The following is a 15263-nucleotide window of genomic DNA, read 5'->3' on the forward strand; positions in this document are numbered from 1 at the left end:
TGGAACCTCAGCAATTACCGGCCACAATTACGAGAATGCCGTTGGCGAAGGATGCGTCACAAGTCAAGCCGATAAAGACATCTCCAGCGCCAAACCAACACGCGATGTGGGGTCTTTCTGCGCGATTTCAACCCGGCTGAGCGCATCGAACCCGCCCGGATAGTCAGTGGCGATAGAGTCTGAGCCATATATAAAGGCGCTCTGCGTCACCTCCACCTCACGGCGCAAATCCGTGCCCTGATAAAAGCGCAGTCGATAGGCCTCATAACCGTCTTCGAGCGGCGGTTCGTAATCGAGCGAATCCCCGCCATAGCGGGCACAGCGTATCCAGCGGACGTGCAAACCCTCCGCCTCCCGCCTTATCCGCCCATGCACCGGTGCGCGCGGTCTGAGGCCGATACCGGTCCACACCGTCTCAATATCTATCGCGCCCTCCGCCTGCGCGCCGAAGCCCGACAGCCCCGCCCGCCACAGACGCGGCAGTCCGTGTTCGGCGTCCAAAACATCCGCCCGCACGACTTCGGGCAGGACGATAACCAAGGCCCCTTCGTCTATCGGCTGGGTCTGCGTCCCCCATTGCCCGCGCAACAGGCCGCCTAAGCGCCACTGGCGCGGCGCGATCATCTGTGCCCGGAGAAACTGGATGATCTCCCATTCACCCCCCGCGCCCCAAACGCAGATAAAATTCTCACCGGACAGCACATCAGCCTCTGAGCGCGTCTGCAAGGTCGCGTTTTCGAGATAAATGTCGAGACAGGCCGGTCTGTTCCACTTGGCAACCTGTCCGGCGGGCAGGCTCTGAAGCGTCGTCCCCACACCCGCCGCCTGATCGACACGGCCACGCAGGGTCAGCGTGCTGGCAGAGGTCCCGGCATAGATATCGACGCCGCTGAACGGCGCGGCGGTCGCCGCCAGCACCGGTCGCCCGTTGCGCTCATCGGCCCCGAACGGCGGCAGGTCGAGCAGCCAGAACCCGGTCAGCAGGGCCCGGCTGACGGTCGTACCGCCCGACGGTTCGTAAGGTATGACCACCGCCGGTTCCGGCAGGGGCGCGAGGGTAAGTGTTGGACGTTCAGCGTCTTCGCTCACGGCAATGCGGTAGGGCCGCCCGTCGAAGCGCACCGCATCCCCCGCTTCAAAGCGCAGCAACTCAAGAGGCCCGACATCCAGCGTCACGGCTTCGCGCACGCGCCGCGCCTCAGACAGGGTGCGGCGGGCAAACGCCCGCGCCTGCGCCGCCGACAGGGTGAGACCGAGATCAAGCTGCATCGTCGGCCCGCCCTCGACCTCTGAGCGCGCGTGCACCGCCAGCACCTGATAGTCGCGGTCCAGATCGTAACAGCGCAGCGTCAGGGCCGACGGCGCTTCGATCATCTCGCGCCGCGCCAAAACCGGCTCGCGCTCGTGATCGGCCAGAGCGTCCGAAGACAACACGACTTCAGCCGTCGGCGCGCCTATGACTTTCAGGCCATGCCCCCGCTCGCACAGGTCCAGCCCCAGGTAGGACAAAAGCGGCTCCAGCGCCCGCGCCGCTGTTATCGGCTGCTCGATCACATAGCCGTCGATCACGCCTTCGACGGCGCTCACGTCGAGAGTCACCCCCGCCTGATCGGCAAGGGCGTTCAGCAGCGCCTTTGCTTCAGCCGACCCGACGCGCCCGTTCAGCCAGTGCCCCGTACGCCAGTTGCCGGCATCGCCCCATACGGCATTCCGCTGCGGAAAATCCGGATAGGGCCGCGCGTCCCAGCACCACACCTCCATGCCCGACAGCATGGGGCCACCATAGACAGAACTCAGCGGATTATGGGCCGGATCGGCGTAGAACTGACTCAGCGCCATCAGGTAGGACCGCTGCGCCCGGTCATCCCGCGCCCCGCTGGAATAGGGCGGAATGGCGCTTTCGGAGGATTTGGGATCGACAAACAGGTTGGGCGCGTTCGGCCCCTTATCTATCGCGCCGCAGCCATATTCGATGAAACGCACAGGCTTAGATTGCGGCACCCACGCCGTCGGCGTCGCCTGTCGCACGCCCGCCGGACGATCGTGATGGAGATGACTCCACCAACCATGAATATCCTTCGGGCGGAACATCCAGTCTTCGCCAAAGGCTCCATCGGCGATAGGTGAACGGACCTGTCCGTCTCTGTCTGCCTGAGAGGCATAAAACCAGTCAAACCCCTCACCGCCACGCACGCGCGAGCGCAGATAGTCGGGATCATAGGGCGTCTGCGCCAGCGCCGCATCGAGGTGCACACCATCGCGCCAATCCGTGAGCGGAGCGTACCAGTCGATGCCGACAAAGTCGATATTCGCATCGGCCCACAGCGGGTCGAGGTGAAACACAGCATGAGTGCCGACGTGATGACCGAAATATTCGCTCCAGTCGGCGGCATAGGACAGCTTTGTCTGCGGCCCGACGATGGCGCGAATGTCCGCCGCCAGCGCCTTGAACGCGGCCACCGCCGGATAGGTGACGGCATCCGAGCGCAGGGTGGTAATCCCGCGCAACTCAGAGCCCAAAAGCAAGGCATCGACGCCACCCGCCGCGACCGCCAGCTCGGCCAGATGGCGCACAAACCGCCGCAGCCCCCAGCCGTCCGCCGTGCCAAAAAAGCTGTCCACGTCCAACGCCGCCTGCGGTGTCAGATTATGCGCCGAAATGATGCGCCCTCGCCAGGGAAAGCCTTCGCAATCCATCAGGATGAAGGGCACCAAAGTCACTTCGTAACCGCGCTGTTTCAGCAGACGAATTGCGGCGATCACTGACGCATCGGACGGCGTGCCCCCATAGACAGGGCGACCGTCCTGCGTGCTGATCAGGTGCGCCGCGTCGCGTCCGATGCCGGCCACGGACCACACTTCGGGTTCTGTGCGCTTGATCGCCTGTTCGACACCGGGCCGCAGGCGGCATACACCGGCCTCCAGACTGTCACCAAACCAGCTTATGATCAGATTGACGCGCTTTACGTTGGGCAGGTGCGCCTCAAGCTGATCGAGCGAGACGAGAAAATCCGGCCGCCCGTCGGCGGTGTTCAGCGTCTCCCAGCGCGCGCCGCTCAGGCCTTCGCGCACGGCATTGTGCGTCGTCGCATAGACGAACTCCCCCGCGCCGGGGATCAGGCACACCCCGTCGATCAGCGTCTCAAGCCCCTCACCCGGCGGGCGTCGAAACACCTCTACCGACAGGTTGGGCGGACGATTGCCAAAGGCGGCCAGCGGCAGGTCTTCGAACACCAGATAAGCCAAGCCGCGATAGGCCGGCGCATCGCCTTCGATGGCGCTGATCAGCGGATCGGGCATCTGATCCGCTTCGCCGCGATAGAGCCGATAAGACAGCCCTGTCTGATCGAGCAACTGCCCATCGGCCCAGATGCGCCCGATGCCGTCAATCGGGCCTTCGCACAGGCCAACGGCAAAGGACAGCGAATAGCTGAAACTTTCCGTCTGCGGCGTACTCTTGGAGGCGCGCGTCCTTGTGCGGTTTTCTTTCAGCCGCGCGCTCCACAGCACGGTCCCGGCGACGCGCCCGCGTCCATAGACCTGCGCCATCGGCGCGCCCTGATCGGCGGCGGCCACGCGCACGCCCTGCAAACGCGGCCTGACCTGCCGCACGGGCGACAGGCCATTGATCAGTGTGCGGTCAATGGCATTGCCGATCAGCCCGCCAATGGCCGCACCCACCGGTCCACCCAGGGCCCCGCCCAATGTACTCAGCGTCAGTTGTGCCATGATAAATCTCTGCGAAAAGCGCCTCCCCTAATTTTAGGGGAGGTGGATTCGAGACCGTCCCGTCTCGAAGACGATGGGGTTAAATGTGCGGCGTCCGGATAGGCGTAGGCCGCGACCAGATGCCGTCGCCACCAGCGCCCCAGCCAGGTTTCGGTCACCGCGTGACCCCAATAGGCGTGGATCAGTTGCGCGCGCGGGTCTTCGATAGGGCCCGTGCTGAGGATCGCCGCGTGCTTAGCCACCGCCGTGTCACGCATACGGAAGATCAGCACGTCCCCCGCCTGTGCGGCCGTGAGCGCGACGGGCCGCAGCCAGCGATCACAGGCCGTTTTCAGCCGCTCCTCACCGCTACATTCCGCCCAGTCGCCGGTGTACGGATCAAGCGCCCACGGCTCAGGCCCGTAGAGGCCGCGCCACACGCCGCGGATCAGCCCCAGACAGTCGCAACCGACGCCACAAACGCTTTGACCATGCTGATAGGGCGTGCCGAGCCAGCGCCGCGCCTCGGCCACGATCTGCCGCCTCACAGCCGCCCCGTCCCGCCGCGCGACGCACCATCCAGCGCGTCCCCTGAGCGCGGATAGAGGGTGATAAAATCCTCACCGGGCAGGTCCGGAAAACCGCGAAAATGGAGGGTATTGGCAAACACATCGCGGCACGTCGCATAGCGTTTGTCGCAGGTGCCCACCGGATCGCTGAGCCCACAGCGCGCATCGCCCAGTTGCGCGTCACACAGCGGTGTATAGCGCCGCCCGATACTCCGCTGAAGCCGCGCCGCCGGACCTTCGACATGGGCGACGAACGCCGCCTGATCCTGCCCGCGCATTTCGATGCGCGCCAGCGTGCCGGAACTCACGGGCACGAAGATGTCGCTGTTGCGCCAATCCACCGCATAGGTGTCGATCTGCGCCCCGTCATAAAGCCCGGCGCGGATATCCTCAGCCCGCAGATCAACGTCCGAAAGCACGCCAGAGACAGACCTATCTCCATTGTCCAGACCCAGCTCGCTGCGCGCCGCTCCGGCGGTCCAGCCGCTGCTGGCCGCGCAGGTGACGCCCTGAACGTGCAGGTCCTGATCGTGGTCGGTGAAGCCCCGCTTCACCCCATCGGCGCGGGTCAGTATTCACACCTGACACAGCGTCACGGCACCGCTGTCGAAGGCCGCCGAAAGAGCGGCAGGTATCTCACGCATGACGGGTTCCCCTCCTTGCGAATATGCCGGTCATACCCGGATCTCGATCAGCGGTATGGCCGCCACGCGACCGGCGTCGAACCCTTCCAGGGTCAGGTCGATGCGGTCACTGTCGAAGCGCACCGGCACATCAAAGTGAAAGCCGGCGGTGACCGTTGCCCCTTCTGCGGGGGGCACCGCAAACCTCACCATACCGGTCGTGTGATCCATGTCGAAACCGCTTAACCGTTCGACGCCATTGACCGCCACACGCACGCTGTCCGCGACGGGTTTGCGGATGGGCCGAACCACCGCGCCATAGGTTTTACAGAGCTGAAAGTCGCGGGTGTGGCCATCGCCCGTGCCGATCACCTGATCGGTCGGCGCGGCGGTAGGACCGCTACGGCCGTCGCTGAAATCGTGGAAGCGAAAACCGAATAACGGCCCTTCGCGCGCCTCGAAGAAATCCAGTAGCGCCGAGGCATCGGCCATACGCCGGATACCCGCGCCGATCAGGTAGCGCCGCCGCCCCAGCGCCCAGCTACTCACCCGCTGCTCATAACCCGACGCCAGAGTCGTCACGCGCACGCGGCGTTCGATCGCGGCCCCTGAGCCGAAGGCCAGCCGCGCCGGAAAGGTCACTTCGTGGAACATGGCCTACCTCATCCCCAGACGAACCGCGCGTTGCAGCGCCGTGGCGATCTGTGTTTCAGATCGGACAAGACTGTCTTGTCCACCGCTCAGATTAAGCGTCAGATGCACCGTTGGCCCCGTGGCCGTGTCGATTTGCCCCGACGTGGCCGGGCGGAACCATTCCGGCCCGCGCTCCCCGACCAGATAGGCGCCGCCCGCGGTCACCGGACCACCGTCGGCGCGCGCCCCGGCGAAACCGGACAGGCCCGAAAACACCTCCCCCAGCACCGCGCTGAGCGATCCGCTGCTTGAGGTGGCGCCCGCCGCATTGAGGGCGCTGATCAGGGCCGAGGCCAGTTCATTGAGGCTGATTTCACCGTCCTTCGCCGCGCGGCTCAGGCTGCGCGCCAGCGACTCCCCGGCCTTGCCGAAGGCGGCTTCGATGCTGGCCGCCGTCTCCTCCGCCGGGCCTTTCAGCGCCTGCAAGGCGACGGCGGCTTCATTGGCCTGTTGCGTCAGACCGCTCAAGGGGGTGTCAGTCATCGGGGAAGGCCTTCTTCATTGTTTCGAACACGTCACGTGACAGGACTGGGCGTGTTGGCGTGGCTGTCAGCCACAGCCATTCACGCCAGCTTAAGCGCCAGAAATCGGCAGGCCTCAGATGGCACTCGCGCACGGCAAAGCGCAGCATCGCCGCCCACTCAGTCATGGGTCATGGCCCGCACGGCGGCGACGATGGCGACGACGGCTTCGCTCAGGCTGAAAGCGTCGGGCGGCGGCAGATCATCCAGCGCCAGCGCGCTCAGAACAACGCAGACATCCTGCGCCCCCATCTGCGTCAGGGCCTGCCCCAGGGCGGCAAAGCCGCGCACGCCGAAATGCGCCTCAAGCTGCGCCAGCGCCCCCAGTGTCACGCACAGACGCACAGACTGTCCGCCCAGCGTCGCCGACACTTCGCCACGCGCGGTATTGGCGGGCTCACAGCGCATCAAAGGCCACCTCCCCCGCCGAAGCGAGCGTCAGGGCGAAGGTCGCCTCCGCGTCGTGCTCACCGGCATATTCCAGCGCGGCGATCAGAAACGCCCCGCTGAAGACGCCGAAACCGGGCACGACGATCTGCCAGGTGCGGGCCGTCTGGGCGAAGAAGGCGTCGCGCATCTGCGCATCGGAGGCGGCGTCTTTGAACACGCCGGAACCGGAGACGGACAGCGACCTGACCCCCGCTCCGGCCAGCAGTTCGCGCCAGCCATTGGGGCTGTCGGAATCGGTGACATCGACGGTGCGGGCATTGAGCGACACGGTGCGCGCCCGCAATCCGGCCACGGTGACGAAGCCCGTCCCGTCCGAAATTTTCAGCAGCATGTCGCGGCCTTTTTGCAGGGCCATGTGAGCGTTCCTTGTTTTGAAAAATCAGAGTCGGAAATGTCAGATCGGTTCTGTCACAGCCCTCAATCGCAGAAGCGCAAAGACCGTCCGATCCGCGCCGCGAAACACATCGAGATAGGTGACACGCAGGCTGACCAGATGGTGGCTGTCGAGCGGCACCTGCGCCTGATCGAGCGCCACGCGCAGTTCGCTGGCGATGGCGCGCGCCTCTTCGGTGCCGTCGAAATCGGAGACGACGCGCAACGTCACCGCCTGTTCGGTCGCGGCGACGCCGACACCGCCGAAGGGTTGCGCTTCGACACGATCTACGAGCACGTAGGGATAGACGGGCTCAGGCGGCACAGCGTCGTGGATACGCACCTGCGCCCCCAACCAGGTTTGCAACGGCGCGTGGTCTTTGAGATGCGCGATGAGCCCTTTTTGCAGGTCGCGCAAAGGGTCGAGCGGTTGAGGATCGAGCGGCATCTTACCGCCTCCTTTCGAGGGTCATCAGGGTTTGGTCATCGGCATCCGACGACACAGACAGGACGGTCCAGTCTTCGCCACGGATCGTCAGCACGCTGCCGCGCACAGCAGGAGCCGCCGACCGGCAGGTAAATTCCGCGTACTGACGAAAACGCAGGACACCCTCACCCGCCGGCGCTTCGGTGGGTGGGCGTGGGGTAAATTCGCCCCAGGTGACGCCTTCGAAGCGGCGCGTTTCGGTGATGCCTCCGAAGGGCGTTTCGGTGCGCAGAAGGGTGAACACCCGCGCCGGGGTTTTGAGTTGCGCCGTGGACAGCCGCGTCACAGCCGCACCTCACGATAGGGCGCGATCCACGGCTCCAGACCATCGAGCGAGACCGTGCCTTCGCCGCGCGTGTCATAGGCGCGCGCGATCAGATCGAGCACAGCCAGACGCAGGGGCGCGGGCGACCCGGCCTCCAGCCTCAGGCCCAGCGCGGTTTCCAGTCGCGCTACGGCAGCGGCTATAAGGGTGGTGATCAGCGCGTCTTCCTCATCGTGAGTGACGCGCAAAAACAGCTTCGCTTCAGCGAGCAACACAGGATCAGACATGAGGGAGGTTCCTATACATCTCAACGTGTTGAGGTCAGGGGTGGGATCTAAGACACCCCACCACCACATCTCGCCTTCGGCTCGTGCGGTCCCCCTCCCCGCCAGAGGCAGGGAGGTGTAATCCGACTACGACGCCGCCACTTTCAGGAGTTTGAGCGCATCGAAATTCTGCACCCCGCCACCGACGCGCCGGGTGGTGTAGAAGAGCACATAGGGCTTGGCCGAATAGGGGTCGCGCAGCACGCTGAGGCCCGCGCGATCGACGATCAGATAGCCGCGCGCAAAATCGCCAAAGGCCACCGGCGTGGCATTGGCGGCGATGTCCGGCATGGCCTCGATCTCCTGCACCGGATAGCCGAGCAGTTGCGGCAACTGCCCCGCCTGCTGGGTCGGCTGCCAGATGTAGTGACCGTCGGCGTCCTTGAACTTGCGGATCGTCGCGGCCGTGCGGCGGTTCATCACAAAGTGCGCGTTCGGACGATACTGTGCCGCCGGGGCGTAGATCAGGTCCATCAGCGCGTCGGTCGGGGCCGATGCGGCGAAGCCCGACGCCGCGCCGCTGGCCACATAGCCGATCTGCCCCCAGCTCGCGGAAGGATTGGCCGCCGTCGCATAGCTGAGGAAGCCCTTGGGCTTGTTGACGCCGTCACCGGAGACGAAGGCCGCGGTTTCCTGTGCCGCGAAGCTATCTTCGATTTCCGCCGCCAGCCATTCATCGAGATTGATGAAGCTGTCGTCCAGAAGCGCCTGAGTGGCCGCCGGCGAGGCGTAAAGCTCGGCCGCCGGAAACTCCATCAGCGACAGGGTGGCCGGGTCGGTTTCCGGGCGGCTGGCCGTTTCCGCCACCCAGCCCGCCGCGACGCCCGCCGTCGAAATCGGCTTACGGAAGGTGGCCGCGCCGACGGTCCGCACCGTGGCCAGAGACCGCATCGGCGACACCTGCGCCAGACGGCGTTCGATAAAACGCTCGGTCTCATAGGGGGCCAGCGCGCCGGTGCCGGAACCGGTCGAAAGCCCGGCCTTCAGCTCAACCGTCACCCGGCCAGAGCGCATATAGCTGTCCCAGGCGGACTTGGTTTCGTCCGGCTGAGGCGACGGGGCCGACAGCTCGGGGCGCGCCTTTTGGCTCATCAGGCGATCGAGCCGCGATTGCGCGCTTTGCAGACCCTGTTCGATGCGCTCGACCTTATCGTCGATCAGCGGATCGGACGACTTCTTTTCGAGCGCGCTGAGGCGCTGATCATTGGCGGTCTTGAAGGCCTCGAAGGCCGACAGCACGTCGTGCAAAGCCGCACGCACCTCGGTCGAAGCGACCGCGTGTTTGGTTTCTTTCATTGATGTCTCCTGAAAATCCGCTCTCCCTCAGGGGAGACGCGAAGAGGTTTGCGCCACGCGGAACCGCGCGCTGGGCAGCATGGGGAAGGTCACCAGCGACACCTCCCACAGAGATACGGCGCTTAAGACCCGCAGGCGGCCCGTGGCGTCGGGGCGCGTCTTTTGCGCCTCAAAACCGATACTGAGCCCGTCGATCAGGCCCGCTTCGGCGACACTGGCCGCCATGCGGGCTTCGGGTGTGACAGGAATGATCCGTCCCCGGACGAACAGGCCGGTCTCATCCTCATACACCTCGTCCCACACGCCTATGGGGGTGCGGACAGTGTGTTGATAGAGCATCCGCACCCCTTCGGGCCCGGAACGGATCAGGCTGTCGCGAAAGGCGCCTGGCACCACCACATCGTCATTGAGATCGCGCTCAAAAAAGCGCGAGGCATAGCCTTCGATGGGCACCATCAACCACGCTCCTGATCGAGCTTGGCCTCGATGCGCGACAGTGCGGCACGGGTGGCCAGCGCCTGTTCCTCCAGCCGCGCCAGACGCTCAACCACGCCCGCCTGCTGTTGCAGGCGCGCCTCCAGCGTATCGAGCCGCGCGCTGGCGCGACCGAACCACATCAGGGCCGCCGCCGATTGCAGGACGATGGTGACGATGACGCCACCGGTGAAGATGTCAGTCATCGGCCCTCCCCTCAGGCTTTTCCGCTGCACTCAGCCCCGCCAGCCGCCGCTTCTCGGCTTCGCTGACAAAGGCCGCCGCGTTGAGCCGCGCCCACAGGGCTTCGCGCTCCACCGACAGGGCGGGCAGCGCATCCAGCTCCGGCACGAGCCGCGCCTGCGGATATTTGGCCGCCAGCCAGTTGGACAGGCCACGCGTCGTCCGTTCGACCAGCGGCAGGACTGTGTGTCGCCAGAAGGCGGCATTGGCTTCGCGGTAATTGGCGTAGCTGTTGTCGCCGGGTATACCCAGCAGTTGCGCCGGAATGCCAAAGGCCAGGGCGATTTCGCGCGCCGCCGCGTGCTTGCCCGCGATAAAGTCCATTTCCGACGGCGACAAGGACATCGGCTTCCAGTCGAGCCCGCCTTCCAGCAGCAGGGGCCGCCCGGCATTGTCCGTACCCGTATGGGTGTCGTCCAGTTGCGCCTTCAGCCGCTCAAACTGATCTTCGGTCAGGCGCTCAGACCCCTTGCCGCCATAGATCAGGGCGCCGGACGGTCGCGCCGAATGGTCGAGCAGCGCTTTGTTCCAGGCACCAGACGCATTGTGCACGTCGATGGCAAAGACGGCGGCTTCCAGCGGCGAAAAGCCGTACCAGTCATCGAGCGGGTGCCACTGTTTGAGGTGCAACACCTTCGGCCAGCCCTCATTATCGCGCCCGATACGCACCGATCGTCCGTCCACACCGTATTCATAGGCGTCGGGCCAGCCGCGCGCATTGGGCACGACCTTCACGCGCTCCGGGCGCAGGGCCCACAGCTCCCTCTGACCGTCCGGGCGTTCCGCCGCCTCCAGATAGGCATTGCCGGCGGTTTGCAAAGACGCATACAGCGCCTCACGCAGGTCGGCCCCGCCCTGCTCGCCATTGGGCCGCTCCATCAGTTGCGCCAGCGGATGCGTGGGGTCGTGACGACCATTGACATCGACGCGCAGCGGTACCGAGGCCGCCGCCTCGGCAATCATCCGTACACAGCGATAGGCCACGGCGTTGCGCGCAAAGCCTTCGCGCGCCAGCGCCTCATAGGCGCGTGGCGTCCACTGCGGCCGCCCGGCCCCGGTCAGGGCGATCAGGGCGCGCGAGGCCGACTCCTTGGTTTCCGGGATTTCGGGCGCACGGCTTCGCCGCCCGAACAGGTCGTTAAGAAAGGTCATAGTGTCCTCAAAAACGTTACATCCGCCGCAGTCGCGGCTCGGCGCGACCGTCGATCAGCAGGGCCGTGATGGCCCAGACCAGCGCGTCGGCACGGTCCGGCGAATGATCAAGCGACCCGTCACCCAGCCCCATCAGCTCCTCTTCGAGCAACGGAAACTGACCCACATGCACCACCCGCCCCTGCTCATAAAGCGCCGCCACCGGCTCAGCGCGCAGCCGTTTGCCGACGCGCGCCCGCACCTTATGTACGGGCACCTCAACGCCCGCGCTTTTGAGCACCGTCTCGACCATATCGCCGCCCTGATTGACTTCGGCCACCACCCGCCGGACGGCGTGCTCACGCACCAGAGCCGCCGCTTGCGTCGCCCATCCGGTGGGCGAGCGGCCGGACACCGAAGCGTCCTTCAGCACATAGGCGCGATCGCCCCGCCGTCCGGCGACGATCAGGCCGCACGCATCGCCATTCTGGGTCACGGGCGGGTCCACCGCCACGATCACCTCATCGAAGGTGGCGGGTGCATTGCCGCGGCAGGCCTCGAAATCCGCCGCGCGCCACAAGGCGCGATCGGAATTTTCGACCACCTGCCCGTCCAGCTCCTGCGCCGCCAGCCGCGTGCCGCCATAGAGGGTCTCAAGGCCGGACAGAAAACTGTCCGACAGAAATTGCGCGTTCTCCTTGGTTGCCGCGCGGCGGATTTCCAGCCCCGGCTCAGCCATCAGTTTGCTCAGCGCCGCCACGGGTTTGGGCGTCGTGGTGACGCACAAACGGGGCCTTTGGCCCAGCCGCAAGCCCATGCGCAACAGCGCCAGAGTCTCCGCCGGCTTGCGCCAGACGCAGAATTCGTCCGCCCACGCATAATGAAACTGCGGCCCGCGCAAACTTTCCGGGTCTTCGGCAGAAAAGGCATAGGCCATCGCCCCGTTGGGCCAGATGAGCCGCCGCCGCGAAATTTCGTATTCGGGCCGCCCGTCGTGCGCTGCGATGGCTTTGAGGCCCGACGGCCCGTCGATCATCACTTCGCGCACATCGTGCAGACTGGGGCCGATCAGGGCGATCCGCACGCCCGGTTCGGCCATTTCCTGCACCCATTCGGCCCCGGCGCGCGTCTTGCCCGACCCGCGCCCGCCCAGCAGCAGCCAGGTCATCCACTCGCCTTCCGGCGGCGTCTGGTGCGGGTGCGCCTGCGTGCCCCAGCGATCGAACCAGTCTAAATCCTCATCCGATACCAGATGCTGGTCCATCCACTGATCCAGCTTGCTCTGCCAGGTCGGCACGCATTCGAGTTGCGATATCAATGAGTTTAGCCCGGACCTCAGCGCGCCGGGTTTCATATCGAGCCTTGCGCTCTTCGGGGCTGAGAAGGGGGGTTGTGGTGTCACCGTCATCCATTTCCGTTTCTCCGAAACGGCTAATGAGCTCATGCACCCCCTGTACGGCCTTGGTTACAAGGGCGAGGTTTTTCGCCTTGCGTTCGATCCCGGCCTCGTCTTGGGAATGTTTGACGCGGGCGAAATCGCGTATCAGCTCCTGACCAAAAGCCAGTAGTTCTGACTGCTGCGATTGCATTTCGATCCGCATTTCTGAGAGTGTGAGCGCATGTCCGTCCATGCGCCCTTTATAGCCCGGCCCCGGAATGCGGGGACAAAACGGCCTTTATAAAAATCAAGTCAATGATCTGATTTATGAAATTCGGACGGATAGCGGGGACAGGTCGTATGCCCAATTTGCATATAACCTGTAAAAAGCTGTCACAATGTTATGCTACCTGTTGTCTCGCACAGATTGGCGATGCGGCGGTTTTCAGCATCATTGGTTTTTTAAGCGTACTTTACCCATTTTTTTCAAAGTCGGGCCGCAGGCAACTGCGGCCCCTTTCTTTTTGTATGGCGACGCGCCGCCTCAGAAGGTCACGCCGGTCAGGGCCTGAGAGGCGTCCCACAGACGCGCACAGGCTTTTGCATCAAGAGCGGCCTTGGGGATGCGGGCCTCGGTCGGATAGCCGCGCACCTCGCTCAACCCATCAGGCCCGTAATAGCCGCCCGAGCGCGCCAGAGGTGAGGTGGCCGCAAACAGGGTCGGCAGCGCGCCCTGCCATACCGGCTGGAACAGGAACCACAGGGCGCTGCGCGTGAAGCCCATGGCGCTGTTGCGGCCCGGCGCATTGTGCAGCAGATCGGTGCGCGCGACACCCGGATGCGACGCCATACTGGCCACGCCCCACCCGGCGGCCTCGCTGCGGTGATGCAGTTCCAACGCGAACATCAGGCAGGCCAGCTTGGACTGGCTATAGACGCGCATCGGATTATAGGCGCGTTCGGCATTGAGATCATTGAAATCGATGACGCCACTGCGTGCCGCGACGCTGGACAAACTGATGACGCGCGCCTGATCCGCCTTTCGCAGCAGGGGCATAAGGCCGGCCGTCAGGGCGAAGTGCCCCAGATAGTTGGTGCCCATCTGCACCTCGAGCCCGTCTTCAGTCTCCAGCCGCCTGGGCGGCATCATGACCCCGGCATTATTGATCAGCAGGTCGAGATGATCGGTCTGGGCACTCAGTCTCTGACAAAAGGCGGCAACCGAGCGCAGGCTGGCGAGATCGAGCGCCTCAAAGCGGACCTGCGCAGTCGGCAACAGAGTGCGTATCTGGCTGACCGCCTGCGTCCCCTTGTCAGCGCTGCGCCCGGCGATGATGACTTCGGCCCCGGCCTTCGCCAGGGCGAGCGCATCCTCGTAGCCCAGCCCGCCGGTGCCGGTAACGACGGCCAGACGGCCCTTCTGCGACGGTATGTTGGAGGCGGTCCATCTGACCATCGGCTTTCCCTTTCAATGAAATTACACTTGGTGTAAAATAGAATTACACTAAGTGCAATTTTACACCAAGAGAAATTTTATGCCCCCCGACACAGAACCGAAAGCCCCGCCCAAGGACGGGCTACGCGAACGCAAGCGCCGCGAAACCTTGCAGCGCATCACCGATGTTGGCATGGGTTTGTTTCTGCAAAAGGGTTATGAGACGACGACTCTGGATGAGATCGCTGCCGCCGCCGGCATTTCGCGCCGCACCTTCTTCTATTATTTCAAGTCCAAGGACGACATCCTGCTGTCGCTGCAAAACGGTATGGGCGAAGTGATTGTGGCGGCCCTGAAAGCCGAAACCGCCGATAAACGCCCGCTCGATGCGGTGCGCGACGCGGTGATCGCCGTGTGCGCCCGCTTTCCGGCCGACGAGATGAGGGCGATTGACCGGCTGATGCGCTCTATCCCGGCCGTACAGGCGCGCAAGCAGGCGAGCTATGTTCAGCATGAGGACGATCTGTTTCGAGCCCTGCGTCAGCGCTGGCCCGACCCGCAGCGCGAAACCGGGCTGCGGCTGGTGGCCATGCTGTCCATGGGGGCGATCCGCCTGTCGTTCGAAGCACTGAACCGCGAAAACGGCAAACGTCCGATTGCCGATCTGCTGCACGAAGCCTTTGCGGCGCTGAAGGCGGAAATCTAGAGCGATATGTCGAAAAGTGTGAGCGGTTTTCGACAAAAATATCGCGATAAAACAAAAATTTAGAGCGGGATGAGGCTTACATTCAAAATCATCCCGCTCTATACCCTACTCGCCCTTGTTGGACATGTCTTCCAGCAGGTCGAAGGCGGCAAAATCGAGTGCGTCTTCCGGATATTCCAGTGCCGTTTCGGAAATCGTCTGCCCACGGACGGACACACCGCGCCGGTGCACCTCTTCGCGGTCGCCGCAGATCAGATAGTGCCAGACAGGCAGGTCTTTCCCTTCGTGCAGGCGGCGATAGGCGCACGAAGCCGGCATCCATTCCAGCGCCTCGATATTGTGCGGCGTCAGCTTGATGCAGTCCGGCACGTATTTGTGCCGCTCCGGGTAGTTGGAACAGGCGCAGGTGCCGGAATCGAACAGGCGGCAATGGACGCGCGTCGGGATGATTTCGCCCGTGTCTTCGTCTTCCAGCCGGATCAGGCAGCACAGACCGCAGCCGTCGCACAGCGACTCCCATTCGGGCACGGTCATTTGCGAAAGGGCCTTGGTCTGCCAGAAGGGTCGGGTCATCACGAACTTACTA

At 64.4% G+C, this 15263-nt stretch carries 20 protein-coding genes; 1 reads left to right on the forward strand and 19 read right to left on the reverse strand.

Annotation, left to right across the window (positions count from 1 at the left end):
- Positions 1–63: 63 nt before the first annotated feature.
- From EM6_RS07115 to EM6_RS07195, 18 genes are all read right to left on the reverse strand, one after another.
- Positions 64–3729, reverse strand: coding sequence for a baseplate multidomain protein megatron (locus EM6_RS07115; RefSeq protein WP_126421409.1), 3666 nt, complete (start codon positions 3727–3729; stop codon positions 64–66).
- Positions 3717–4256 carry a peptidase P60 gene (locus tag EM6_RS07120; protein WP_126421411.1) on the reverse strand — a complete coding sequence of 180 codons (540 nt, stop codon included), beginning with the start codon at positions 4254–4256 and terminating at the stop codon, positions 3717–3719. The genes EM6_RS07115 and EM6_RS07120 overlap by 13 nt, the downstream gene beginning before the upstream one ends.
- A complete protein-coding gene (locus tag EM6_RS07125) occupies positions 4253–4831 on the reverse strand; it encodes a baseplate hub protein (RefSeq protein WP_331875735.1) in 579 nt (192 codons plus the stop codon). Before EM6_RS07125 ends, EM6_RS07120 begins: the two co-directional genes overlap by 4 nt.
- A gap of 120 nt (positions 4832–4951) precedes the next feature.
- Complete coding sequence (locus tag EM6_RS07130) at positions 4952–5554, reverse strand: DUF2460 domain-containing protein (RefSeq protein WP_126421415.1); 603 nt, start codon at positions 5552–5554, stop codon at positions 4952–4954.
- Positions 5555–5557: 3 nt separating this feature from the next.
- Entirely contained in the window at positions 5558–6076 is a 519-nt protein-coding gene (locus EM6_RS07135) for a phage tail tape measure protein (protein ID WP_126421417.1), read from the reverse strand.
- A complete protein-coding gene (locus tag EM6_RS07140) occupies positions 6069–6242 on the reverse strand; it encodes a phage tail assembly chaperone (protein ID WP_126421419.1) in 174 nt (57 codons plus the stop codon). The genes EM6_RS07135 and EM6_RS07140 overlap by 8 nt, the downstream gene beginning before the upstream one ends.
- Positions 6235–6522, reverse strand: coding sequence for a GTA-gp10 family protein (locus EM6_RS07145; RefSeq protein ID WP_126421421.1), 288 nt, complete (start codon positions 6520–6522; stop codon positions 6235–6237). The genes EM6_RS07140 and EM6_RS07145 overlap by 8 nt, the downstream gene beginning before the upstream one ends.
- Entirely contained in the window at positions 6512–6919 is a 408-nt protein-coding gene (locus EM6_RS07150; RefSeq protein ID WP_126421423.1) for a phage major tail protein, TP901-1 family, read from the reverse strand. Before EM6_RS07150 ends, EM6_RS07145 begins: the two co-directional genes overlap by 11 nt.
- A 39-nt stretch (positions 6920–6958) precedes the next feature.
- Positions 6959–7384 carry a DUF3168 domain-containing protein gene (locus EM6_RS07155; protein ID WP_126421425.1) on the reverse strand — a complete coding sequence of 142 codons (426 nt, stop codon included), beginning with the start codon at positions 7382–7384 and terminating at the stop codon, positions 6959–6961.
- A gap of 1 nt (position 7385) precedes the next feature.
- A complete protein-coding gene (locus EM6_RS07160; protein WP_126421427.1) occupies positions 7386–7709 on the reverse strand; it encodes a hypothetical protein in 324 nt (107 codons plus the stop codon).
- A complete protein-coding gene (locus EM6_RS07165; RefSeq protein ID WP_126421429.1) occupies positions 7706–7975 on the reverse strand; it encodes a head-tail connector protein in 270 nt (89 codons plus the stop codon). The genes EM6_RS07160 and EM6_RS07165 overlap by 4 nt, the downstream gene beginning before the upstream one ends.
- Positions 7976–8101: 126 nt before the next feature.
- Positions 8102–9310 carry a phage major capsid protein gene (locus EM6_RS07170; RefSeq protein ID WP_126421431.1) on the reverse strand — a complete coding sequence of 403 codons (1209 nt, stop codon included), beginning with the start codon at positions 9308–9310 and terminating at the stop codon, positions 8102–8104.
- Positions 9311–9337: 27 nt separating this feature from the next.
- On the reverse strand, positions 9338–9766 hold the full coding sequence (locus EM6_RS07175; protein WP_126421433.1) for an HK97 family phage prohead protease: 429 nt from the start codon (positions 9764–9766) through the stop codon (positions 9338–9340).
- Positions 9766–9990 (reverse strand): hypothetical protein, encoded by a 225-nt coding sequence (locus EM6_RS07180; RefSeq protein WP_126421435.1) that lies wholly within the window; start codon positions 9988–9990, stop codon positions 9766–9768. Before EM6_RS07180 ends, EM6_RS07175 begins: the two co-directional genes overlap by 1 nt.
- Complete coding sequence (locus tag EM6_RS07185; protein WP_126421437.1) at positions 9983–11179, reverse strand: phage portal protein; 1197 nt, start codon at positions 11177–11179, stop codon at positions 9983–9985. Before EM6_RS07185 ends, EM6_RS07180 begins: the two co-directional genes overlap by 8 nt.
- A 16-nt stretch (positions 11180–11195) precedes the next feature.
- The gene (locus tag EM6_RS07190; protein ID WP_232037017.1) at positions 11196–12422 is read right to left on the reverse strand and encodes a DNA-packaging protein; all 1227 of its coding nucleotides are present in this window, start codon (positions 12420–12422) and stop codon (positions 11196–11198) included.
- On the reverse strand, positions 12397–12789 hold the full coding sequence (locus EM6_RS17345) for a hypothetical protein (protein WP_172961157.1): 393 nt from the start codon (positions 12787–12789) through the stop codon (positions 12397–12399). The genes EM6_RS07190 and EM6_RS17345 overlap by 26 nt, the downstream gene beginning before the upstream one ends.
- A gap of 291 nt (positions 12790–13080) precedes the next feature.
- On the reverse strand, positions 13081–13992 hold the full coding sequence (locus EM6_RS07195; RefSeq protein ID WP_126421441.1) for an SDR family oxidoreductase: 912 nt from the start codon (positions 13990–13992) through the stop codon (positions 13081–13083).
- A gap of 79 nt (positions 13993–14071) precedes the next feature.
- Here EM6_RS07195 and EM6_RS07200 point away from each other — a divergent pair, with 79 nt between their 5' ends.
- Positions 14072–14677: a TetR/AcrR family transcriptional regulator gene (locus EM6_RS07200; protein WP_126421443.1), complete on the forward strand. Its 606-nt coding sequence runs from the start codon at positions 14072–14074 to the stop codon at positions 14675–14677.
- Positions 14678–14782: 105 nt separating this feature from the next.
- Here the strand turns inward: EM6_RS07200 and EM6_RS07205 are convergent, their stop codons facing one another.
- Positions 14783–15250, reverse strand: a complete 468-nt coding sequence (locus EM6_RS07205; RefSeq protein ID WP_126421445.1) for a YcgN family cysteine cluster protein — start codon at positions 15248–15250, stop codon at positions 14783–14785.
- Positions 15251–15263: the final 13 nt, after the last annotated feature.

The sequence above is a fragment of the Asticcacaulis excentricus genome, assembly GCF_003966695.1.
Taxonomy (GTDB): Bacteria; Pseudomonadota; Alphaproteobacteria; order Caulobacterales; family Caulobacteraceae; genus Asticcacaulis; species Asticcacaulis excentricus_A.

Bases quoted from the DNA above. Each gene is read 5' to 3' on its own strand.
- EM6_RS07115 (WP_126421409.1), bottom strand. From the start codon at position 3,729: ATGGCACAACTGACGCTGAGTACATTGGGCGGGGCCCTGGGTGGACCG.
- EM6_RS07130 (WP_126421415.1), bottom strand. From the start codon at position 5,554: ATGTTCCACGAAGTGACCTTTCCGGCGCGGCTGGCCTTCGGCTCAGGG.
- EM6_RS07135 (WP_126421417.1), bottom strand. From the start codon at position 6,076: ATGACTGACACCCCCTTGAGCGGTCTGACGCAACAGGCCAATGAAGCC.
- EM6_RS07140 (WP_126421419.1), bottom strand. From the start codon at position 6,242: ATGACTGAGTGGGCGGCGATGCTGCGCTTTGCCGTGCGCGAGTGCCAT.
- EM6_RS07145 (WP_126421421.1), bottom strand. From the start codon at position 6,522: ATGCGCTGTGAGCCCGCCAATACCGCGCGTGGCGAAGTGTCGGCGACG.
- EM6_RS07150 (WP_126421423.1), bottom strand. From the start codon at position 6,919: ATGGCCCTGCAAAAAGGCCGCGACATGCTGCTGAAAATTTCGGACGGG.
- EM6_RS07155 (WP_126421425.1), bottom strand. From the start codon at position 7,384: ATGCCGCTCGATCCTCAACCGCTCGACCCTTTGCGCGACCTGCAAAAA.
- EM6_RS07165 (WP_126421429.1), bottom strand. From the start codon at position 7,975: ATGTCTGATCCTGTGTTGCTCGCTGAAGCGAAGCTGTTTTTGCGCGTC.
- EM6_RS07170 (WP_126421431.1), bottom strand. From the start codon at position 9,310: ATGAAAGAAACCAAACACGCGGTCGCTTCGACCGAGGTGCGTGCGGCT.
- EM6_RS07175 (WP_126421433.1), bottom strand. From the start codon at position 9,766: ATGGTGCCCATCGAAGGCTATGCCTCGCGCTTTTTTGAGCGCGATCTC.
- EM6_RS07180 (WP_126421435.1), bottom strand. From the start codon at position 9,990: ATGACTGACATCTTCACCGGTGGCGTCATCGTCACCATCGTCCTGCAA.
- EM6_RS07185 (WP_126421437.1), bottom strand. From the start codon at position 11,179: ATGACCTTTCTTAACGACCTGTTCGGGCGGCGAAGCCGTGCGCCCGAA.
- EM6_RS07190 (WP_232037017.1), bottom strand. From the start codon at position 12,422: ATGGACCAGCATCTGGTATCGGATGAGGATTTAGACTGGTTCGATCGC.
- EM6_RS17345 (WP_172961157.1), bottom strand. From the start codon at position 12,789: ATGGACGGACATGCGCTCACACTCTCAGAAATGCGGATCGAAATGCAA.
- EM6_RS07195 (WP_126421441.1), bottom strand. From the start codon at position 13,992: ATGGTCAGATGGACCGCCTCCAACATACCGTCGCAGAAGGGCCGTCTG.
- EM6_RS07200 (WP_126421443.1), top strand. From the start codon at position 14,072: ATGCCCCCCGACACAGAACCGAAAGCCCCGCCCAAGGACGGGCTACGC.
- EM6_RS07205 (WP_126421445.1), bottom strand. From the start codon at position 15,250: ATGACCCGACCCTTCTGGCAGACCAAGGCCCTTTCGCAAATGACCGTG.